Annotated in this window: 24 protein-coding genes and 2 pseudogenes; 5 read left to right on the top strand and 21 right to left on the bottom strand. The window is 42.1% G+C overall.

The genetic code is table 11. The features are described 5' to 3' along the window. Positions 1-83 precede the first annotated feature (83 nt). Complete coding sequence (locus tag J7E77_RS02365; protein WP_214712069.1) at positions 84-500, bottom strand: hypothetical protein; 417 nt, start codon at positions 498-500, stop codon at positions 84-86. A gap of 244 nt (positions 501-744) precedes the next feature. Here J7E77_RS02365 and J7E77_RS02360 point away from each other — a divergent pair. Continuing rightward, positions 745-1,134: pseudogene (locus J7E77_RS02360) on the top strand (helix-turn-helix domain-containing protein); the annotation flags it as partial. A 303-nt stretch (positions 1,135-1,437) separates the two neighbouring features. On the opposite strand, the gene J7E77_RS02355 reads toward J7E77_RS02360, so the two are convergent. Further along, positions 1,438-1,665: a hypothetical protein gene (locus J7E77_RS02355; RefSeq protein WP_098932424.1), complete on the bottom strand. Its 228-nt coding sequence runs from the start codon at positions 1,663-1,665 to the stop codon at positions 1,438-1,440. After that, on the bottom strand, positions 1,655-2,026 hold the full coding sequence (gene ssb / locus J7E77_RS02350) for a single-stranded DNA-binding protein (protein ID WP_214712068.1): 372 nt from the start codon (positions 2,024-2,026) through the stop codon (positions 1,655-1,657). Before ssb ends, J7E77_RS02355 begins: the two co-directional genes overlap by 11 nt. Before the next feature lie 246 nt (positions 2,027-2,272). Here ssb and J7E77_RS02345 point away from each other — a divergent pair, with 246 nt between their 5' ends. Beyond that, complete coding sequence (locus J7E77_RS02345) at positions 2,273-2,710, top strand: YwpF family protein (RefSeq protein WP_168241238.1); 438 nt, start codon at positions 2,273-2,275, stop codon at positions 2,708-2,710. A 180-nt stretch (positions 2,711-2,890) separates the two neighbouring features. On the opposite strand, the gene J7E77_RS02340 is transcribed toward J7E77_RS02345, so the two are convergent. The 5 genes from J7E77_RS02340 to spoIIID form a co-directional block, all read right to left on the bottom strand. Beyond that, positions 2,891-3,328 (bottom strand): hypothetical protein, encoded by a 438-nt coding sequence (locus J7E77_RS02340; protein ID WP_214712067.1) that lies wholly within the window; start codon positions 3,326-3,328, stop codon positions 2,891-2,893. Positions 3,329-3,439: 111 nt separating this feature from the next. Beyond that, entirely contained in the window at positions 3,440-3,874 is a 435-nt protein-coding gene (gene fabZ / locus J7E77_RS02335; RefSeq protein ID WP_040207086.1) for a 3-hydroxyacyl-ACP dehydratase FabZ, read from the bottom strand. A 92-nt stretch (positions 3,875-3,966) separates the two neighbouring features. Continuing rightward, a complete protein-coding gene (locus J7E77_RS02330) occupies positions 3,967-4,848 on the bottom strand; it encodes a DNA-directed RNA polymerase subunit beta (RefSeq protein WP_214712065.1) in 882 nt (293 codons plus the stop codon). Between the two features lie 460 nt (positions 4,849-5,308). Continuing rightward, positions 5,309-6,310 (bottom strand): rod shape-determining protein, encoded by a 1,002-nt coding sequence (mreB, locus tag J7E77_RS02325; RefSeq protein WP_088090147.1) that lies wholly within the window; start codon positions 6,308-6,310, stop codon positions 5,309-5,311. A gap of 195 nt (positions 6,311-6,505) precedes the next feature. Beyond that, positions 6,506-6,778 (bottom strand): sporulation transcriptional regulator SpoIIID, encoded by a 273-nt coding sequence (spoIIID, locus tag J7E77_RS02320; protein WP_088090148.1) that lies wholly within the window; start codon positions 6,776-6,778, stop codon positions 6,506-6,508. A gap of 731 nt (positions 6,779-7,509) precedes the next feature. Here spoIIID and J7E77_RS02315 point away from each other — a divergent pair. Then, the gene (locus J7E77_RS02315; protein WP_214712064.1) at positions 7,510-7,830 is read left to right on the top strand and encodes an MGMT family protein; all 321 of its coding nucleotides are present in this window, start codon (positions 7,510-7,512) and stop codon (positions 7,828-7,830) included. A gap of 60 nt (positions 7,831-7,890) precedes the next feature. Here the strand turns inward: J7E77_RS02315 and J7E77_RS02310 are convergent, their stop codons facing one another. From J7E77_RS02310 to spoIIQ, 3 genes are all read right to left on the bottom strand, one after another. Next, a complete protein-coding gene (locus tag J7E77_RS02310; protein ID WP_214712063.1) occupies positions 7,891-8,373 on the bottom strand; it encodes an Ig-like domain-containing protein in 483 nt (160 codons plus the stop codon). Between the two features lie 272 nt (positions 8,374-8,645). Beyond that, entirely contained in the window at positions 8,646-10,628 is a 1,983-nt protein-coding gene (locus J7E77_RS02305; RefSeq protein WP_214712062.1) for a penicillin-binding transpeptidase domain-containing protein, read from the bottom strand. A gap of 294 nt (positions 10,629-10,922) precedes the next feature. After that, entirely contained in the window at positions 10,923-11,762 is an 840-nt protein-coding gene (gene spoIIQ, locus J7E77_RS02300; protein WP_214712061.1) for a stage II sporulation protein SpoIIQ, read from the bottom strand. A gap of 159 nt (positions 11,763-11,921) precedes the next feature. On the opposite strand from spoIIQ, the gene J7E77_RS02295 reads away from it, so the two are divergent. Then, positions 11,922-12,338, top strand: coding sequence for a VanZ family protein (locus J7E77_RS02295; protein WP_214712060.1), 417 nt, complete (start codon positions 11,922-11,924; stop codon positions 12,336-12,338). On the opposite strand, the gene J7E77_RS02290 is transcribed toward J7E77_RS02295, so the two are convergent. From J7E77_RS02290 to J7E77_RS02255, 8 genes are all read right to left on the bottom strand, one after another. After that, positions 12,313-13,314, bottom strand: a complete 1,002-nt coding sequence (locus J7E77_RS02290; protein ID WP_214712059.1) for a nuclease-related domain-containing protein — start codon at positions 13,312-13,314, stop codon at positions 12,313-12,315. The genes J7E77_RS02295 and J7E77_RS02290 overlap by 26 nt on opposite strands. Before the next feature lie 479 nt (positions 13,315-13,793). Then, positions 13,794-14,831 (bottom strand): stage II sporulation protein D, encoded by a 1,038-nt coding sequence (gene spoIID, locus J7E77_RS02285; protein WP_214712076.1) that lies wholly within the window; start codon positions 14,829-14,831, stop codon positions 13,794-13,796. A 388-nt stretch (positions 14,832-15,219) separates the two neighbouring features. Beyond that, complete coding sequence (murA, locus tag J7E77_RS02280) at positions 15,220-16,530, bottom strand: UDP-N-acetylglucosamine 1-carboxyvinyltransferase (protein ID WP_214712057.1); 1,311 nt, start codon at positions 16,528-16,530, stop codon at positions 15,220-15,222. Positions 16,531-16,562: 32 nt separating this feature from the next. Then, positions 16,563-17,339, bottom strand: a complete 777-nt coding sequence (locus tag J7E77_RS02275) for a YwmB family TATA-box binding protein (RefSeq protein WP_214712055.1) — start codon at positions 17,337-17,339, stop codon at positions 16,563-16,565. Between the two features lie 168 nt (positions 17,340-17,507). Beyond that, positions 17,508-17,765 carry a DUF1146 family protein gene (locus J7E77_RS02270; protein WP_088090158.1) on the bottom strand — a complete coding sequence of 86 codons (258 nt, stop codon included), beginning with the start codon at positions 17,763-17,765 and terminating at the stop codon, positions 17,508-17,510. Positions 17,766-17,988: 223 nt separating this feature from the next. Further along, positions 17,989-18,171 carry a hypothetical protein gene (locus tag J7E77_RS02265; protein ID WP_088090159.1) on the bottom strand — a complete coding sequence of 61 codons (183 nt, stop codon included), beginning with the start codon at positions 18,169-18,171 and terminating at the stop codon, positions 17,989-17,991. A gap of 100 nt (positions 18,172-18,271) precedes the next feature. Next, the gene (locus J7E77_RS02260; RefSeq protein ID WP_214712053.1) at positions 18,272-18,592 is read right to left on the bottom strand and encodes a YflT domain-containing protein; all 321 of its coding nucleotides are present in this window, start codon (positions 18,590-18,592) and stop codon (positions 18,272-18,274) included. Between the two features lie 155 nt (positions 18,593-18,747). Further along, positions 18,748-19,224, bottom strand: a complete 477-nt coding sequence (locus tag J7E77_RS02255; RefSeq protein ID WP_214712051.1) for a TraR/DksA C4-type zinc finger protein — start codon at positions 19,222-19,224, stop codon at positions 18,748-18,750. 160 nt (positions 19,225-19,384) lie between these two features. On the opposite strand from J7E77_RS02255, the gene J7E77_RS02250 reads away from it, so the two are divergent. Beyond that, a complete protein-coding gene (locus J7E77_RS02250) occupies positions 19,385-19,639 on the top strand; it encodes a GlsB/YeaQ/YmgE family stress response membrane protein (RefSeq protein ID WP_214712049.1) in 255 nt (84 codons plus the stop codon). A gap of 244 nt (positions 19,640-19,883) precedes the next feature. On the opposite strand, the pseudogene J7E77_RS31600 reads toward J7E77_RS02250, so the two are convergent. Both J7E77_RS31600 and cls read right to left on the bottom strand, forming a co-directional pair. After that, a pseudogene (locus J7E77_RS31600) lies at positions 19,884-20,063 on the bottom strand (alpha-amylase); the annotation flags it as partial. Between the two features lie 37 nt (positions 20,064-20,100). Then, complete coding sequence (cls, locus tag J7E77_RS02240) at positions 20,101-21,600, bottom strand: cardiolipin synthase (protein WP_214712048.1); 1,500 nt, start codon at positions 21,598-21,600, stop codon at positions 20,101-20,103. Positions 21,601-21,708 lie beyond the last annotated feature (108 nt).

Raw genomic sequence — 21,708 nt, 5'->3', positions numbered from 1 at the left:
CTTTACAACGGGTACAGTTTAAATCCTTCGGAACCTTTTTTATCGTTAATGGTGAGATAATCTCTTCGAAAAAATCCCCCTATCTATCGCTCTTCCCCCTTTAACTCCCTGCTCTCCGCGCGAATGGATGCTTTTCTCGCTCCTTTAAGTCTTCTTTTACTATTCGGGAATACGGCTAAAAAGGAAACCTTGTTATCTTCTTTTATAGCAAAATGATTGAGAAGCTCGAACACTTCTTTTTCTGTTAGATCGATATCTTCTTTAACAATTTGCAGCGAATGACGGTGACGGTGGTAGCTGATTTGAATATTGGAATTATTGATTTGGATGGGAATGATTGCTTTTTTATAAAACGGAATAGATTGGTATGGAATATCTCCCGTTGTATGGGGCGACTGGGTAGAGAGTTGTAATGCATCGAAAAAACTTGGTTTACTTTTGATTTCAACTTTTTGGTTGTTGTTTTGCTCACCAATAAATATGATTAAGTTTTTTTCCACAAATATAAATACCTCCCAATATTACAGTTATTTACACCAATTATCATTATTCGACGATAATTTCCAAATTCCTTTAATGTGATTCTCCACCAATCCTTATTCTTTCGCCATCGTACATCATTTTGACATAAATGATTGTGCGCAATTCACACATTCAAACTTAATGGTCAATTTTCCCGTTAAGTTAAAACCATGAATTGTTTTAATGGCGGTGAATTAAATGTCTTTATAAGAAAAATTAAGGAAATTGCGCGACAACCGAAACTGGTCCCAGCAAACGCTTGCCGACATGATGAGGATGGATCGGTCCACAGTAAGTCGCTACGAAACGGGTAGAAGTATTCCCAACTATCAGACGGTGGTTCGATTTGCAGAAATTTATCAGGTCGATAAGGAATATTTGGTGGAGGAGCTCGATCAGCTGCTGCCTAAAACGGAGGGGTCCGGATTCATCGCGAAGGAGACCAGCGACGATCACGATCTGCTCATTATTAACCAGTTTCTTCAGAAAGAACCTGATTTTAAAATGGCCTTATTAGAGCTTTATCTCATGCCGCCCAAACGGAAAGCTTTTTATATTGATTCATTTATCAGCCAGATTAAGGTGAGTAAGCATCATAAGGATAAGTTTTAAGAAAAAGGTTTTCCTGTTTAAGCAGTTTACAATCGTATAAACATCAAAAAAGCCGCTGACGATTTCAGCGGCTTCTTTTTTAAAAAAACAGGGGGGTTTTTTTCATAGTATATCCTGATTGATTATTTTTATACCTGTAGACAACAAAAAAATTCCGGCAATTACATGCCGGAAAAATGGAGATGAAACACGGAGCTGTATTTGATTTTCTATATAAAAAGTCGGTTGCGGGGATATTTTTTTAAAAATATTCGCCTGGCAGCTTGAATATGATGCAACCAAGGCGATTTTTTTGAATATCACTCAAAAACGAAAAGGAATGTTTTGTGAAGAATCGTGTGGATGTGAGGAGTAAATTCTGATGAGGTTGTCTCTTTCCTTGATTTCATGTTGTTGTTCCTTAATGGCCCATTCTAATTGGCAGACGCGCCTTTGGAGGCTGTCGACGTTTTTGTTGGCATTTCCCACCATCTTAATTAAGCTTTCCAGTAATTGCTCGAGGTTGCTGGCCATTTCATTGTTAGACCCCAATCGTCATTTCCTCCTTTTTTGGCTCAGGCGCTACTTCATGCGGCTTCGAGCTTAGGAAGCGGACTGTTTCGGCGATCACCTCGGTCACATACACCCTTTTCCCCTCTTTGTTATCGTAGTTCCGGGTTTGCAATCTCCCGGTGATCCCAACGACTGAACCTTTACGGCAATACTTGCATGTATTTTCTGCCGCTTTGCGCCAAAGTGTGCATTGAACGAAATCTGCTTCAATTTCACCGTTTTGATTGCGATAGTGACGAGTCACTGCTAAAGTGATATGAGACACTTGTGTCCCTTCTGTTGTCTCTTTTAATTCCGGGTCCCGCGTCAATCTGCCAACCAATGTGACTTGATTGATCATTTTTTCATCTCCTTTTTGTTTGATGGTCCTAGCATAGCCCGTTGGACTGATGGTTGTAAAACAAGGAAAAGGAAGTTATCGAGGCTGATTATTGCAGGATAATCGGTTTTTCTTGGGGGTTTTTGTCAAAAATGAAGTTCCTTTTTTGCAGAAAAACTAATCTTTGAAATTTCGACAAATATTATTCGACATTTGCTTTAAGCGAACCTATGTTATAATTTAGGAAAAAGAAATCAGGAGGTTGTGATGAAATCTTTTAAATTGTACTCATTAGATGTGGTCGAAAATGATGCTTCAGTTGAAGTTCCGTTGGTGGATGGCTTGATTCTTAATAAGGAAGACGAGCGCTCGACATGGCTGCTTGAGGCGTATACAGATTTGTCCCTCTATGATTATTTCAAAAAAATTTCCGAGCAAGACCGCGACCTTATTGTCGAAGCTGTCATCACCAAGAAAGATAATGCGCCTGCTTATTTTCAAACAAAAATTTGTTCATTGACTAAATTCGAAAAGCATATCAGCGTTTTGTTCGAAGGCAGCATTCGCCGCAACAAAAGTGATTACTCCGAACTACTGCTCGAAAGTCTCCTCCAAAAAGGGCTTGAGGGTCCCGCGCTGCTTACCGAATTTAGGGATAAAATAAAAAGCAAACCGAAACTAAAAGTAAAAAACGAAATAAAATAGAAGCAAAGGGACAGGCAGATGCCAGTCCCTTTTTGTTTCAGATAAGCAAGTTTAAGTATTGAACTTAGATAACTGTCTAGCTCCAGCGCCCAGCGGCTAGTGTACTTCGCCCTTTTCCCTACGATAAGTCAAAGGGCTCCAGTCCATACGCCCCTAAACGGGCGCTTCCGCTTTTCTTATTTACTCGTCTTTATTGTCTCTATCATTCACGTCAATATCATCTTCGATTATTTCTTCCTTTTTAGTGTTGCTATCCTTAGTTGGATCTTTGTCGGTATCGGTATTTTTGTCCTCTGACGGTGGATAGTTGTTGTTGTTGTCGTTTAAGTCCAGGTTGTCATTTAAGTTATTGTTGTCGTTTAATCGATTGTTGTCATTTAATCGATTGTTGTTAAGATTGTCATTGTTATTTAGGTTGTTATCTGCTGGATTATTCACAGCTGGTGGCGGTGGATTTTGATCATCATTGTCATTATTACAGCCTGTTAACACAACAGCAGATAAAATCGAACCTGCGAGCAAAAGAAATAACTTTTTCTTCAAATTCATGTACCCCTTCCAAACATAGTTTGACCTATCTTTTATTGGTCTGTTTTTAGGGTTCCCGACATCTTTCAATTGATAGCATGCATTTTTTTACAAAAATGTTCAAAGTTTATTGTTGCAACCATGTTTTGCGTTCCAACATGAACTAAAAGACGACCAGAATCTTCTGGCCGCCTTCTCTTGTTATTCTTTTTTCTCGCCTAAGGCAAATGTGATTTCCGCTTCGCAGGCAACTTCGCCGTCAACGGTTGCAACGGCTTTCCCTTTGCCGATTGGTCCGCGCAAGCGTACGATTTCCACTTCAAGACGAAGCTGGTCGCCAGGCTTGACTTGTTTTTTAAAACGACAGCCATCAATTCCTGCAAAAAATGCTAAGCGGCCGCGGTTTTCTTCTTTTTTCAACATAGCGACAGCCCCAACCTGTGCCAGTGCTTCCACGATTAACACACCAGGCATCACTGGATAATCTGGGAAATGGCCGTTGAAAAATTCTTCATTGGCGCTGACGTTTTTAATTCCGACGGCGCTTTTTCCTTCTTCCACTTCTAAAATTCGATCGACCAACAAAAATGGGTAGCGATGTGGGATGATTTCTTTGATTTGTTCGATATCAAGCATTATTTAGTACCTCCTACTAGTAACAAGTGTCTATTTCCTATTCTACTACTTAAGGTATACAAAAAGGAAGGGATTTACGTCCCTTCCTCCATTTATTTTCCTTTTTGAACTAAATCAATAATATGTGTCCAAGTGGATTCTTGGAAAACTCCTGCCACTTTTCCGCCGCCAAGCATGCCGTAACCGACAACAGCGCCTGCCGTCACACAGAAGATGGCCATTACTACTAATAGAACGAGCCGCAGCCAAATCGGAATGAGCCGTATTCTGATCCGTTGGTACGAAACAGGTGCTGTCTCCGCATTCTTACCCGCGCTGTTCGTGGTGTTTGACTCTTTGGGCCTTTGGGCCTCACGAGTTGGGCTGGTTTTCGTTTCTTTGACCCCTGGCGTCTCGCTTTTCTGACGCGGCTGTTTGGTTTTTGCCTGTTGACCCGCATCCTGAGTTTTTCTTGCGACATTCAGGGCTGGTTTTTTTAAACCCTTTAGTCTACCTGCTACGTTCTTGGCTAGTATCTCTACAATCTTTGTTGGCGCTTGTTTCTCTACGACCTTCGTTTGTTGCGCTTCGTCCTTGGCCTGTTTCTCTACGTCCTTTATTTGTCGTGCTTCGTCCTTGGCCTGTTTCTCTGCGTCCTTTATTTGTCGTGCTTCGTCCTTGGCCCGGTTCTCTACGACCTTCGTTTGTTGTGCCTCGTCCTTGGCCCGGTTCTCTGCGTCCTTTATTTTCCGCGCCTCGTCCTTGGCCCGTTTCTCCGCGTCCTTTATTTGCCGCGCCTCGTCCTTGGCCCGGTTCTCCGCGTCCTTTATTTGCCGCGCCTCGTCCTTGGCCCGGTTCTCTGCGTCCTTTACCTGGCGCGCTTCGTCCTTGGCCTGCTTCTCCGCGTCCTTTTTCCGTTGCAGATCTTCGGCTTTTGCCCGCTTGTAATCTTCTCTCGTGCTATATTGTTCATGGTTTGAATTATTTACTGACATTTCTTAATTCCCCTTTAACTGAAGTCCGTCCATTTGTTTTTATCTAGAATGGTTGACCCCGGATTCAGTGAGTTAGTACATATTATAACCATTAATTGTATTCAACTCATGTTGCTAAGTCATTCAATTTATAATTTTAAAAAAATAATTTTTCCAATTCATTACCTCTATTATAAAAAATAAATTGAAAATACTCATCAACTTTTTACAGGAAATAGTCAATAAACGTTGAAAAAGCTCAATTTATGTCGTTTTCTTTGTTTTTTAAGGTGTATTATTGCAAAATTATTCCTCTGAACCCAAATAAAAAAGCCCAATGATCGAGGCTTGTCCTGCCTGCTTCATTAGACTTTTTGTATCCAAGGTATGATGTCATACAACAGCAAACCTAGAAATGGCCAAAGTGATTAATTGTTTATTCAATTTCTACTCGCAGGCAAAGGACAATTTTTCGAAAAAATCATCCAAACTTCCGATTTGGAATCTTGTCGATGTTATCTAGCATAATTCCTGTTCCAATTGCCACACAATCCATTGGATTTTCTGCGACAAGTACTGGAACCTTTAATTCGTCCGCTAGTAGCATGTCGATACCGTGCAGCAATGCTCCGCCACCCGTTAAAATCACGCCGCGGTCAATGATGTCAGCCGAGAGTTCTGGCGGTGTGCGCTCAAGAACGCTTTTTGCAGCCTGTACGATCACGGCCACTGATTCACGCAAGGAGCCTTCGATTTCTTCCGAACGAACAGAGATGGTACGCGGCAGACCGCTAACCATGTCACGGCCGCGGATTTCCATTTCTTCCGAGCGTGATCCTGGGAAAACTGTCCCGATGTTGATTTTAATATTTTCAGCTGTGCGTTCACCGATTAACAGTTTGTACTCGCGCTTGATGTAGTTGAGGATTTCCATGTCGAACTTGTCGCCGGCCATTTTGATGGAGGAGGAAGTCACGATATCGCCCATTGAAAGAACAGCCACATCCGTCGTTCCTCCACCGATGTCCACTACCATGTTTCCGCTCGGTTGGAAAATGTCCATTCCCGCACCAATTGCAGCTACCTTTGGTTCTTCTTCTAAGTAAATCTTTTTCCCGCCGCTCTTTTCTGCAGCTTCTTTGATCGCCTTTTGCTCAACGCTTGTAATATTCGTTGGGCAGCAAATCAGAATGCGCGGCTTCGATAGAAAGCCTTTTACGTTCAACTTATTAATAAAATGCTTTAACATTGCTTCTGTCACATCAAAGTCAGCGATCACGCCATCTTTTAATGGGCGGATCGCTACAATGTTCCCAGGTGTCCGACCAACCATGCGGCGGGCTTCTTCACCAACAGCAAGTACGCGATTTGTATTTTTGTCAATTGCCACTACGGACGGCTCATTTAATACGATTCCACGGCCCTTGACGTGAATTAACACGTTAGCCGTTCCTAGATCAATCCCAATATCTCTTGCAAACATTCTCTTTTCTTTCCTCCTTAAAACGGTATCCACATACTTTTCCTAATTGTATATTGTACCATACTCATTAAAATTTCCATACTTTTAGAAAAGAAAAGATGGTATATTTTGCAGAAGGATGTCGAGTTAAGGAATTCTAGAGAATGCCCTTGAAATATTTTGTTTTCTCAGCTTGAATGATTCGGAAATTGAGGTCTATTTTACAGTTTCGCCTTCCTTTTCTTCTTTTTGATATTTCATTTTCGTTGCCTCTCCCCCCCGGAGATGACGGATCGATTTATGATAATCTAGAATACCTTTAACCTCATTTGCCAGCTCTGGATTAATCTCAGGAAGTCTCTCAGTTAGATCCTTATGGACTGTACTTTTGGATACGCCAAACTCCTTCGCAATCACGCGAACCGTTTTCCTCGTCTCCACGATATACTTTCCAATCTTGATAGTTCTCTCTTTGATGTAATCGTGCACACTCTCGCCCTCCCTAAATTGGATGTGAGTAGTGTGAAATGAGACCCGCTTATCACTTCGACGAATTCTGCTTCCGTTTTGGTGTCTGTTTTGGTGTCATCAATTTTGGTGTCATGGTAGTGTCATTTTTGGTGCCATTTTGGTGTCACCATTTTGGTGTTACTATTTGGTGTTACCATTTTGGTGTCAGGCACCATTAAAAGACATTTGTCCACCATTGGAGGACACTTCCATTGATGAGTGTCAGGCACCAGACGGCAGAAAGTAATTTACCTTCTGACTATACGATGAATAATCATGTCCCCGACTGAATATCCGCTAATTTCAAACGACTCTTCACCTCAAACACTCTCTTTGTAAAGGTTTGTAATCATTTTATTAGCTTGGATACGGGATTATGCTATAAATACTCAATCTGGACAAGATGTTATTCCAAAGTTTTTTGAAAATTGGACTTCTTACTTATTTTCGACAATCGTGGAGAATCGTCCAGAATCGCATGATATAAGGGTTTTGGACTGGAAATATCACTCTCTCAGCATTTATTTCCCGAGAAATTTGTCGAGAGAAAATTATTCAAATATGGCGATAATTATTGGAATGAGGAGAGAATTTAGGTTTCGAAAGCCCGTACTTGATATGATTTGAGGCAATTTTTTACAAAAAGGATTGTTCAATTTATTATATTTTTGATACCTTTTTGATATGTACTTTTCGAAAGGACGATCACGATGACACCTTTTACGGAAAATGTAGTGGAAATTATTCGCAGTATCCCTGAAGGCAAGGTTGCGACTTATGGTCAGATCGCTGGGCTCGCTGGAAGCCCCCGTGCTGCACGCCAAGTTGTCCGCGTCCTCCATTCCATGAGCAAGAAGCACCGCCTCCCCTGGCACCGCGTCATTAACGCTAAGGGGCAAATCGCCCTCCTAGATGACGAGTCCTACAATGAGCAAAGGCTGTCATTAGAGGCAGAAGGCGTGGAAATCGGTCTAAACGGGGTCATTGATCTGGCGCGGTATCAGTGGAAGCCTTCCCTTCCCTCCCACTGAAGTAACCTAACGAAAAAAAGGGGCTCCATCAGCCCCTTTCCCACTTTACTATCCTAAAGTTTAATTTACTTTTACCGTCCGGGCGGCACTGGTTAATCCTTTTGGATCCGTTGCCGTTACAGAAAAAGAAGTTCCTCGTTTTTGCCTCGGGATACTTACTTTAAAGCTCCCATAACTATTTGCCCTTGCCCAATACATTCTCTTACCAATCCACACTTTCACGACGGCAAGCTTTTCTGTTTTTCCAGTAACCCATGCTGATTTGTTGTTAACGGCATTGACCACTGGGATGTTAGGGGCAATTCTCGTCACTTGTATTGTCTTTGGTAAGCTCGTTCCCCCTGCATCCGTCACAGTCACGCTTAAGACCGTGCCGCTGCTTTGGGCAGGAATAGACACCGTAAACTTTCCATTGGCATCGGCATTGCCTTTATAGGAGGATGCTCCTGCTTTCACCGTAGCCACAGCGGATTTTACCGTTACACCCGTCACTGTGGTCGCTTTGTTGGTAACAGGATTCACCGTCGGGCTATTTGGCGGCACTTCTACGACCACGTTCCTGGTTTACTTATGTGGTTCGCTGAATTGTCCAGGTGGAAATCTCTGAAAATCGGAGGATGGTCGGGGAGTTGGACAGTAAAACCCAAACCCCGACAGTATAGGTCCCCAAGTGGACTGTAAATAGGTATTCCCGCAACACCCCCAACTAAAAATGACCATAAAACAAAGAAAAACACCTAGCCGCCTAGGTGTTATCCCATATCTATTTAAAAGTCCACATGGTGGTGCCTGACACCAACCGATCCATCCTCCATTTACCGTACCAACTCAAATACCGTCTTCACTTTCTTTACGGGCACCAGCGAACCGCCCCGGCCCTGGACGTTCTCGACCATCATCGCCACCATCAAACTTGGCGACTCAGTGTTGTAACCAATAAACCAGCCATTTTCCGTGCCCGTTTCGCCCTGTTTCTGTTTTATTTCCGCCGTCCCCGTTTTACCAGCCAACGGATACCCCAATATATCGGCAGCATGGGCCGTTCCGCCAGTGTCACCAACGACCTTCCCTAAATCTGACGCAATGACGCCGGCGTGTTCAGGCGAAACCACCGCCTCTTTCAGCACCTGACCCTTCTGCTCATCCGCCAAAAGAATCGGCTTCACCATATTGCCATTATTCACATACGGCGTATAACTAGACAGCAGATGGACAATACTCATCTGAATTTGCCCCTGGCCATAACCAGAATCGGCCAGCGAGATATCCCGATCCAGCGCACCAATCGTAGATTTTTCGAGTGGGAACGGAAACGCCAAATCTTCCTCAAAGCCAAATTTCTTCAGCCCATCCGCAAACGCAACCTTCCCCGTTTTCAACGCTGCCTGAGCAAAATAAATATTATCGGAGAACACCAATGCTTTTTCAAGGTTAATCGGACTGCCGCCATGGACCCGCGTCACAAAATAGCCGCCCCACGATTTATTCTTTTGCCATTTCGACCCTAGAATCGGCACCGCCAGCTCCGGCGTGATCGCCCCGCTCGACAACGCCACCGCTGCCGTAATCGGCTTCATGACCGAACCCGGCGCATAGGCCTGTTTAAACCGCGTTGAGAGCGGCTGTTGCTTATTATCCTGCAGCACCTTCCACTCATCCGCCGAGAAGCCAAGCATCGCTTGATTCGGATCAAACGAAGGTGTGCTGACAAGCGCCAGCGTTTCACCCGTCACAGGGTTTATGGCCGCACCCGTGCCGGCTTCCTTGCTAAGTTCATCAAAAATAGCCGCCTGAACATCCGCATCGATCGTCAACTTCACATTCTTTCCATCTTCGACCGGTTTTTCTGCAAGCACCTCGGCGTCACCATTCTTCTTTTTAATCGTAATCTTCACACCGGGCTTCCCTTTTAACTGCTCGTCATACACTTGCTCGAGCCCTCTTTTTCCAATCATATCACTGCTCGTGTACCCTTTATCCTTCAATTTTTCCAACTCATCTGCCGTAATCGCCCCAACATAACCAATCAGATGCGCCGAAGCCTGATCATACGGATAAATCCGTGCCTCCACCTTCCTAGTCTGCACTGGCTCGAGCGCAATCAACTGGGCAATCCGCTCCTCATCCTGCATCGACACCCGCTTCAACGGCACAAACAGCTCCGGCTTTACCCAACTCGCCGTAATCGCCTTCTTGATTTGATCCGGGCTCATTTTTAACAGCGAGGCTAACGGTTCCAACACTTGGTCCGTCACCTTCCCAGCAACCACGCCAACCTCGTACACCTGACCATTCACCGCCAGCCCGATGTCATTGCGATCAAGAATCTCCCCTCTTTGCGGCGCATCCGTACTAATCCCGATCTTATCACCTTCCTGCAATTTTGGAAAAATGAACTCAGTATTCCAGTCTACATACCAATTCTTCTTGTCGTCTCTTTCTTCTTTTTGCAACTGAGCTTTCTGGGTGAATTGAATAGCTCCAGCGATGCTATTCATTTTCGCGTTAAAAGAATATTGGGCTTGTTCTTTGTCTGCCTGCTTATCCTCTTTCGGTTTTTTGAAGTCAATCTTGAGGTCAGTAATCTGAAGGTCTTTGTAGATTTTATGATAGCGGTTCGTAAATTCTTCTTTGGTGATTTTTTTCTGGGCATCCGTTGAAAGATAATCATACATCTGATCAAACTTCTGCTCATTCCACAAAGCTATGTACTTAGAAAATCGATCCTGTGGCGTCGGTTCTTTGCTACAGCCTGCGACTAGTAGAATCAAAAGCATGGCTGCTATTATTTTTCTCAATGTAACCCCTCCTTTTATTACCATTTTAACACAGATGCTAGAAACACCTTTTAAATTTTCCTCAACAAAAAATCCAGTTTTGTCTTACTCACTGGATTTCGGTCTCGTTATATATATTTGGTATCCGTATAGAGCTTGAGCAAAAGGTAATTGATCTTTCTTTTTCATAAAATTAGACCTCCAGTGAGGAATTCTTTACCAGAGTTAGTATCTCTGCCTTTATGCCATTTAATTCCTCAAAAGCATCTAAACGAAAAAAAGAGGAAAGAATTCCCCTTCCCCTTTGTAACGATATTATGAATTTGCATTTTTTGTAGAAGTAGATGATTCTTCGTCCACATTTGTTTCTTGGTCGGAAGAGTTTGCTGGGTCTTCAATCTTTTGTTGTTCTTCCTTCATTTGTGGAGTTTCTACTGATTCGCTTGCCTTGTCATTCGAAAGTTCGGCTTCCTGTAACGTGCTTAACGATTTGTTAAAATAGTTAGTGGGATTTACAGCAATTCCATCTTTACGAATTTCAAAATGTACATGTGTTCCAGCTTTTTCATTGAACAAGCTTTGTCCAGCCGTGGCAAGAACTTGTCCCTGTTTTACTTCTTCGCCAACCTTGATCTTTATGTCTTTTACGGATTGATATTGTGTTACAATACCTTTGTCGTGTTCCACTTCAATGACATTCCCAAGGACTGCATCTTCATCAACTCGTGTGACCGTACCGCTTAATGCTGCAACGACATTAAAGGACTCATCATCTTTCATGGTAACGTCGATTCCAGTGTTTGGTTGGTAGGTATTGTTATAAAATACCAATGCCGCTTCCTGGTCTTCTGTTTTTCCATTGAAATCATAGAATTTCGTTTTAACGACTGCTGCATCTGCATTTTCCACTGGCATTTTGAAGTCTTCAAGTGTTTTGCTAACTTCAATCGCTGGTTCTTGGTTCTTTTTACCGGCAATATCAGTGGATTTGTAATCGTATTTGTCTGTCGCACTGTTGCTCGATTGATACCATAGTACTGCGGTCAGAATGAGTGCTGCACTTGCAATATAGATGGCTGGAAATACCCAACGCTTTTTGAAAAAGCGTTTTACGCTGGAACTTTGAGAAGATCGTTTGTTTTCTTCCTCTCTCATTTTCATCACCTCAGCAATCATTCTGAACAGATAAGTAGAATTATATACACGAGCGAAAAAAATTTTTTTGAACTTATTTTTTAACAGTGTTTATGTTTTTATGCATGAAGGGTGAAAAATTATTTTAAAAGTGTTTTTACGATATAGGAGGAAATTTTCATGAAAATCATAAAATGGGTGTGGCGGGTGCTCCCGTTTGCCTATATGGCGGCCATTTGGATTATGTCGAGTCTGCCAGCGGATCATTTTGTAAAGCTGCCCGATTCCCAAATCGACCACTTTATAAAGGAATCCTTGCATTTAATAGAGTTCGCGATTTTGTATGTTTTGCTCGTGCTAGCGATGTTAACTCGCCGCGCTGCCTTCACACCGGCGTTGAATATAGCTTGTGCAGTCTTCGCTGCCCTCTACGGAATCAGCGACGAAATCCACCAATCATTCTATTCCTATCGCTCTTCCTCGCTCTTTGACCTTGTAAAAGACTTCACAGGGATCTTGGTTAGCTTTTATTTTATCAGAGGGGCATTGTTTAAAGGGAAGTTTACGCGGCTTAGGAGGGTGCTGGGGCGTGTGTAGCCACTTTTGATCTTTTGGGAAAATAAATTCTACCTTTAAATACCCCTTTATAGGCTAGATTCATCGATTTTAGAATGTTATTTGCACTTTTAGGGGAGTCAATATGAAGAAAACGTCTCAACTCAGAGTTCGTAATCGAGGGCTTTATTAAAAGAAAGTAATCGTTGAGCGCTTGGATATGGACTGTTTTTGAGTTACACTTACAATTCGGACAGACCCATGTTCCGTAAATATATTTCATGGGTAAACAGTTACATATAGGGCATTGAACACCTGTGGGGAGATCATTTTTAGAAAGATGAAAATGTTCGAGTAAATCGGGATCTTCCGGAGTATCATTGGTTAATATCAATCTTTTAACCTTACCCAACTCTTTCTTATTAAGTTTCTCATCTTTATTTTGGCTAGCAATCTGCGTAATTTTTTCTAGTAAGCCTTCACTATTGCAGATATTTCGCAGGATTTGTTCATGACCCGATTCAACACGAATCATAGCCCTTTGGTTACTATTGACAAAAAGATAGTGAATTGGAATCTCACGGCTATTATGCTTCTTCAGCCAATTTTTTAGTTTCAACGCCTGCAGCTTGGCTTGTAATACGGGATTCTTAATTCGCTCATCCTTACCATTATTTTTTAGGATTGTTTGATTTAAGTATTTTTGGAAGTGGTACTCCCCCGTTCGGTTCTTCACTTCAAGAGCTAAGGCAAATGCGGCACTAAGGAGTAGAATATCAATCTGGAAAAAATACTTCCCTAATTGAAGGCGAATGTTATGGAAAATAAGATAGTTTGTGTCGGGGAGCATACTTAAGTGGAAGTCTAGAGATTTTTCTCCGTGGTAACCGGCCATCCAGTTCTTATATTCGGTTAATAAAGCTGGTTGAATTGGGTGATTTTCATTAATTCTTCGGATAAGTGCCTCATATTTTTGGATTCTCAACGGAAGTAAACATTCTTTTGCAAACAATCGCATCAGTCCTTTCTCTTTTTTTTAAAATTTCTCCTTTCACATGGAAAATCCTGCAATAATCGACAATTTTTTTTTGTCCATTTTATGAACTTAAGTTACCTTTTTTAAAACGTTTTATATTTATCTGCCGCTTTGATCTTTTTATCTGCCACTTTTCGGATTTATCTGCCACTTTGATTATTTTATCGGCCACTTTCTACAACTTATCTGCCACTTCCCTTTTTTCACCCTCAAACCACCTTCAACCATCACATTTATAGCTAAAAAGCCAGGTGTTTTTCCTGGCTTAGGTCACTTTCTTTTCCTTTTATTAGAATCAAGCCTATTGAACTGGATTCTCTACCAATTTTCCAGCTTTTAAGTTACCTTTTTAGAACGTTTTGATATTTATCTACCGCTTTGGTCATTTTATCTGCCACTTCCTCTTTTCACCCTCTAAAACAGAAAAGCCAGGCATCCCTCCAGCCTGGCTCCCCACATATTCATTTCTTCGCAGTAACCGTATCTAGCATATGATCCGCCGACGTAATCTCGACTCCCTGATAATAATGCATCACAATCTCCTTATAACTCTTTCCTTCCGCAGCCATTCCGTTAGCCCCGTATTGGCTCATTCCGACGCCATGACCGAATCCCTTGGTGGTAATCACAATATTATCGCCCTTACGCTTCCAGGCAAAGTCAGATGACCGCAGATTCAGTTTATCGCGGATATCGCGCCCGCTCAAAACCTTTCCATTAAAATCAACCTTGCCGACACGTTTCCCCTCTGTCCGGTCGACAATTTTTCCAATCGTTGACCCCGAACCGAGCTTCACTCCAAGCCGCGCTTCAAACTGATGAACCGTCATGACCTTTTGACTGTTAAATTTCGGGGAATTTTTATCCCATGGACTGGATACACTTCTTAAGTATGGGATGTTGCCTGCCCAATAATCTTCCGAGTTTTCCGTATATCCATTACTCGTGGAGAAGAACAATGCATCTATCGGCTCGCCATCATAGGCCAAAATTTGCCCAGCCGTTGCCCGAACAGCGTTTAAAACCTTCTTCCTTTTCGCGTCGTACTCCATTCCCCATTCCCTTCTTAGTTCATCATCATTCATGTAAACCTGATGGATTTGGGTGTCCGTTACCTGCGCACCTTTAGGGACGCCGAGCGTATCCTTACTTAGTAACCTTTTCACGATATATGTTCTCGCTGTTAGTGCCTGGGCCTTCAGGGCTTCTTCCTTAAACTCTGCCGGCATCTCAGCAGCTACCACACCAACGAGGTAATCTTCTAATGGCACATTCTCAATTTGGGATTTTGAGGTACGGAACACCGCAACTTCGACGGCCGGATCGGAAGAATTGGACACCGCTTTGGTTTCTTTGGCCGGGGTCTTGGTTAAATCCTCCCCTAACTTTCCACTCGCCCGATGCTCATCCGAGAACGGTAACACAAGCACTGCGGGAATAATTAATGTCAAGGCAATGAGGACTGCTGCTAGTACGACGAAAGGTTTGATTTTTTTCATGATAGTGCCTCCAGTTTGCAAATTCACAACCCCGCCTACAGCACAGGCGGGTTGCGTCTCAATTAATACATATGGAGGCGGACAAGCATTTATTACGGATTTTTTATATAAATAATGAAACGGGTGTTAGGCACCGCTCGTGGACAAATGTCTCTTATTGGTGTCAGGCACCACTCAAACACAAATGTCCTTCTATGGTGTCAGGCACCAAATAAACACAAATGTCCACGCCACACGGACACACGCGCGCCGCGATTCCCGGAAAATTCAAAAAGGCCCTGATTCTACATCAGGGCCCGTTGTTTTGCGTTTGCTTTTATTGGCTGTAGGAATTTGGTTAAGCGTCGCCTAACAAATCCGATACAAGTTACACGATCTAAGATCCAAACTAAGCGTTCATATCCGATACGAAGTCTTGGACTTCTGTGAATATTTCGTCTGCTTCAGTAACACGTTCGATGTCGGCGCCTAGGCTTGCTAGCTTGCCGTGGAAGTCCACGTAGCCACGGTCTAAGTGTTTCAACTCGGTCACGCGTGTCATGCCTTCAGAAACTAAACCAGTCAAAATTAATGCGGCAGCGGCACGTAGATCTGTTGCAGATACTTCCGCACCTTGTAAATTGGAAGAACCATTTAAAATAACAGAACGGCCTTCAATTTTGATGTCGGCATTCATGCGGCGGAATTCCTCAACATGCATAAAACGGTTTTCGAACACAGTTTCTGTAATCATCGAGGTGCCGTTTGCGCGAAGCAATAACGCCATCATTTGTGATTGCATATCGGTTGGGAAACCTGGATGCGGCATCGTTTTGATGTCGACAGCCTTCATACGATCGGTTCCGATGACACGAACGCCATCTTCTTCCTCACGAATCGTGATACCCATTTCCACCATTTTTGCAATCAAAGATGATAAATGTTCAGGAACTGCGCCCTTTACCAATACATCTCCGCCTGTAATCGCAGCAGCCACCATAAAGGTTCCCGCTTCGATTCGGTCAGGAATAATATGGTGGTCTGCGCCAAATAACACGTCCACACCTTCAATACGAAGGGTCCCAGTGCCAGCGCCGCGAACCTTAGCGCCCATCTTATTCAGGAAGTTTGCAAGGTCAACGATTTCTGGTTCTTTTGCCACGTTCTCAATAATGGTCGTACCAACCGCAAGAGTTGCAGCCATCATAATGTTTTCGGTAGCCCCAACACTTGGGAAATCCAAATAAATCTTTGCACCTTTTAAGCGGCCATTAACCTCCGCTTCAATAAAACCGTTTCCTACCTTAACCGACGCTCCCATGGCTTCAAAGCCTTTGAGATGCTGATCGATAGGACGGGATCCAATAGCACAGCCACCCGGCAGGGCCACACGTGCACGGCCATTTCGAGCGAGTAATGATCCCATGACAAGCACAGACGCGCGCATCTTTCGAACATATTCGAACGGCGCCTCATCCTTTAACACTCTGGATGCATCTACTACGACTGTATTGTTTTCAAACGACACTTCAGCGTTTAAGTTGCGTAAAACTTCATTAATTGTGTATACATCGGAGAGTGTAGGTACATCACGAATTACACTTTTTCCGTCACTTGCTAATAATGTTGCAGCGAGTACAGGCAAGACAGCATTTTTTGCGCCTTCTACTTTAACAGTTCCATCAAGCCTTTTTCCGCCGCGGACGATAATCTTTTCCAAGAGTATTCCCCTCCGCGTCCATTTTCTCTATATTAATATTCAATAGTAATGATTGGTGTGCCAACTACTATGGTAGTCTTACCGCCCAATCCTTCGGAGCGTATACCAATTTGTAAATTCATGTTATCTCTTTGATTATCTATGGAGCCTTTAAACATCGGCGAGTTCGCCGAAACAGACATGAATGTCTCCTCTTTTAACGCTTCGATTTCTTTTGCTTTAAATACGGACAGCAAATGATTCGCTGTCTTCGGTAAAGCCGTATTCATCTTATCACCGACCGTACCTTTCATACAAGAGAAAATTGTTGGTTTCCCTCGAAATATGTTCGACAGCCTAGATTTAAATTGACGGGTCGTGAAATAGGCCTCAGTAGACTTGTTCCACTCTTTACCACTGATACTATATACTATATACGCATTAACCGGTTGTTTTGTGTGGGTTGCCATCATTTGAAGCTTTTCTATGTGGTGTTTAGTCGTTGGAGATACTGCCGTTACTTCCCATTTTTCGCTGGTACTTTTTACAGACCATTCCCAATCAGGAAACTTCGTTTGAAGCTCTTTAGCATATTCCTTAACTTCCTGCTCACTTTTTAGGCCATCCAAATGCTCTCTTGCATAAAAAGTCCAATCATCGAGCAAAATATCTTCGGCTTGTAAAATAGAGCCGATTTTCGTTAAGTCCATTTCTTTTTGAAAAATGGAGCCGATTCCGCCACCGTTTGCTTCAGTTTGGTTCCCAATAACAACCAGGATTAAACTGATGATTGTTATCACGCTCAAAAGGATCTTACGATTTCTCTTCATCTCTACTCCCCCTCATTACCATTGTTACCAGGTAGAGGAGTAGCATACTTGGGAAATGTCGTCACTTTTAGACAAGTTCCAAACTTTATGACAGTTCAGTTGAAGTTATTTTTCCACATAAAGACGATTGTACTCAATTTATTAACAAATTGGAACATGTACGAAGACCTAAATTTTTACCAATTGTATATTTTGCATAATCAAAGGTAGTTGTCTAGACCATTGGAGATAATCAAGGAAAAAGTTACTAACAGATGATCCGACGAAAATTGCTAATAATATGTAAAGTAAGCGCGCCTGAAATACATGGTTGGGTTTCAGCAATTTTTCTAAACGGATTGCTTGTAGGGCCCACCAGGAAATCGTTATAAAAATTAAATGAGACAGGATACTTAACACGGCAATTTGCCCAAAATCATTTATCACTCGGTAACCTCCTTTTTTCACACAAAGATTATTCTATCACAAAGAAGGTCAGAAAAGTTTCCTTTTGTATCCATTTTTAAAAAATAAACACATTTTCTATCTAAAAAAAAATTCACCTTCCAATGACTCGAATCGAAGGCGAATTTTTATTGCTTTATCCGGTCGGTTGACAAGACCCTGGTTTCTAATACGGTACAAAAATACATAACCCACGCACTTACCATTAATTTACCTGATTCCAAACCCTGCCTAGATTTAATGGGACATATACTTTCTCGCCCTGTATTTCCTTGTGTATGATCGGATTTTCAAAATTCGAATCCCAACTATGATCTACTCTAATTTTGCGCCGGGCTCTGATGTTTCCTCCAAAAAAATCACCTAAGTTCACTCTTGAAAATTTCATCCACCTTACCCCTTTCTTCATATGATGAGGGATAGGAAACAAAAGGAAAGTTCCTTTTTATTTCCTATCATTATACTAACCTAGTAAAACTGTGTTACTTTTATTTTGCAGCGACCACCAATACGCGTCCCCTGTCCAATTCTTTTTCAAATTGTTGTGCTTCTGTGTTGGTTAATCCTAAGGATTCCATTTTAGAGCGTAGTTCGTCCCCGCGTGAGCGAAAAACATTTGCGATTGAATCAAAGACGCCTTGTTCGTTTACCCCTATCTCATTGGTATCTAGTGCATCTGACAAATCTTCTGAACGATCTTTGCCGTGGGCCAATAAGTAGACCTCATCTTTTTCGAACCCTTGTTTTATAAATTGTTCAATTTCCTTTTTTGCTTGAAGCCCATTTTCTACTATTTTTACCTGTGTCATTTTAACTTCCTCCTCAATTATTAATGTGTGACCATCTTGATTTTGTAAGTAAGTTGAAATGCATCTTGTTGTTCTATTTGATATATAGCCCTTTTTAAAAAGTTGAAACCTTTTTTGTGAAGATTAACTGTTCTCCCTAACGATTTTCCCGTCAGTTAAGACGATGAATTGCCGTGCAGGTACTGGAGCTCATCCGCTGTTTGAATGCGTTTATCTCCTCTTTCATCTTCCTTCGGCGTGGAAAATGACTGATCTCCCTGACGAATTGGGATTGTCTCGTACTCCAGTTTTTCTTGCGCTTCCACAGTTCGTTTCGCATAAGGAAGGGCTTCAAGTCTGTCATAAGGGATATCCTCACCTGTTTCGACACAAACTCCATAGGTTCCATTAGTGAACCGTTCTAACGCCTCATTCACTTCTTCGAGGCGGCTTTTTGCATTTTCAATTAACAGCGTTTGTTTTTCTCTTTCCTCTAATTCAGTGGCGGTATCAGCAAAGTGGTTGTCATAGCTGGTTAACTCCCCAAAATCTTCAAACGTTAATGGCGGGTTGGACTCTAACATTTCGATTGTTTCATTTTTGATTTTGATTAATTTATCTTTTAAAAAAAGCAAATCTTTCTCTGATAACATGTTTTTCCCTCCCTTTCTTTTCTTAATGGGTACATACCCATTAACGCGAAATTCTAAAACTATAGCGGATAGAATTTTTTATCAAAAAAGGTTTGTCCATTAAAATAACGGGTACTTACCTTAGTAGATACACATTAAAATTTGAAAGGGATGAATTTTCATGGGATTTATTTGGTCTTTAATTATCGGAGGAATCATCGGGTGGTTAGGGGGCCTTGTCATTGGACGTGATTTACCTGGAGGTGTGATTGGAAATATCATCGCCGGATTTATTGGTGCTTTTCTTGGATCGTTCCTATTGGGGGATTGGGGACCTGAAGTTGGCGGTTTTTATCTTATTCCAGCCATCATAGGAGCTATTATTCTCACACTAATCGTTGGCTTTATTTTAAAAAGTATGAGACATACTGCTTAACATAAAATGTATAGCAAAAGAGGAAAGCACCTTGAAATCCAAGGTGCTTTCCTTTTTGATTCTTATTTTAAAATAGCAACTATTCCTCGTCTTGTTCAGGTTGAGCCCACACCGAGACACTGCCACCGTTAACCAGGAATGTTGCAAAGCCATCTTCTTCAATTAAAATATGCTCGTCTCTTGTTCCTGTTAGGTCGACCCATACTTCTCCAGCCCGCGCTTCACCGACGAACATTCTCTTTTCGCCCTCGTCCTGATTAGAAATGAGGACGGCGCAGTGACCCTTTGTTACCGGTGGAATCCAAACCGAATCGATTCCTTTCCTTTTCAGTTTGGGAGCCAACTCCTTCAGGCGGTTCCAATGCGTACCATCTGGATCTACATTCCATTCAAAAAATTGCATCATCGTATGATTTCGTTTCATGTTTGTATCCCCCTTTTTTCCTTCTATATTAGAAATTTTATAAAATTCCTGAAAATAGACGAGCAAATGACTCTTTTGCCTTTTCAGTAAATCCTCTTTTGTAAAATTCCACTGGGCGAATTCTCAGGCAATCCTCTAGGTCTTCCTCATAATGGGCCACTAGGTCTTGGATGGAATCTGTGCCTATTAAAAATAAATTCACTTCAAAGTTGAGACGAAAACTGCGCATATCCATATTGGCTGTTCCAATTGTGGCAAGGTCCCCATCGACAATCATCACCTTTTTATGGAGGAACCCTTTTTGGTACGCATAAATTTCAATTCCAGAACGCAGAAGTTCAGGTAAATACGACCGTGAAGCATATTGGGTGAGAAAACCGTCATTGGTGTCAGGCACCATGATGCGTATTTGAATCCCTTTTTTGGCAGCAATCCTTAGTGCTGTTCGAATTGCTTGATTGGGTACAAAGTACGGTGACGCAATCCAAATCGATTTTGTTGCACATGAGGTCAACGCATAATAATGATCACTCATCCGTCCGGTTTCGGGACCGGTTGCGACGACATGAACTAAACCATCCCCAGCGGCAGGTATGGGTTTCATATAGCGTTCGTCCATTACCAGCATTTCCCCACTAACATACCTCCAATCTAATAAAAAAACAGCATGCAATGTTTGGACTGCTTCCCCTTCAAGGACGACATGTGTATCACACCAAAATCCAATTTCCTCGTCTTCACCAAGGTATTCGACCCCAATGTTCAGTCCACCGACAAATCCTACCTTACCGTCAATGACAACGATTTTTCGATGATTCCGAAAGTTAAACTTTTGATTATAAAGGCCGCTTTTTATTGGCAAAAAAGGATGTACCATGATTCCGGCCTCCTTCATTTCTTTAATAGCGGCACCTGAAAGTGTGATACTTCCCATCGCGTCGTACATAAGGCGAACTTCTACTCCTTCTTGCACTTTCTCGATTAAGATGTCGATAATCTCACTGCCTAATCGGTCATCTCGGAAGATATAATATTCCATATGGATAAAGTCGTTTGCTTTCTTAAGCGCACTTTTCATTTCTCGGAAAGTTTCCTCGCCATTTTTTAATATGTTTGTCTTCGTGTTGGTATTCGTTGGTGTGAAGGTCGCCCGATCCAGATAGTGAGCGAAATGATGCTGGTGATGATTAAGCAGCGAAAACTCGACTTTCTGCTTTTTCCTACTAATTGTTTCAAACACTTCACGATCCTTGATGCGCTTACTTTTAAAAAGATACCCCTTTAAAAATAATTGACCCGAATAGACATAGATGATATATCCCAAAACTGGTAAAAACACTAATATATGTATCCACAAAAGCGTGTTTTGTGCCGTCCGATTTTCCAGCATCAAGGAAAACACTGTAATCAAGATAATTACGCCGTAGAATGCCATTGATATCATTTTCGGCAGGAAAGGAACGTCTGTAAAAAACACCAAATATGCTAGAGCAATCATCATAATGACAAAAACAAATTCCATTCTCCGTTTTTTCATAACGTTGTTCTCCCCCATAATTTTATCTAGATACCCTTATGGGGTAATACCCGATTTATACGGAGATTAATCCTGCTCCTAAAAAAAAGATGCCCGCCCCCCCAAACG

The sequence above is a fragment of the Bacillus sp. ISL-77 genome (assembly GCF_018613105.1).
Note: the sequence above shows the minus strand (reverse complement) of the source record. Positions and strands in the feature narration are given on the sequence as shown.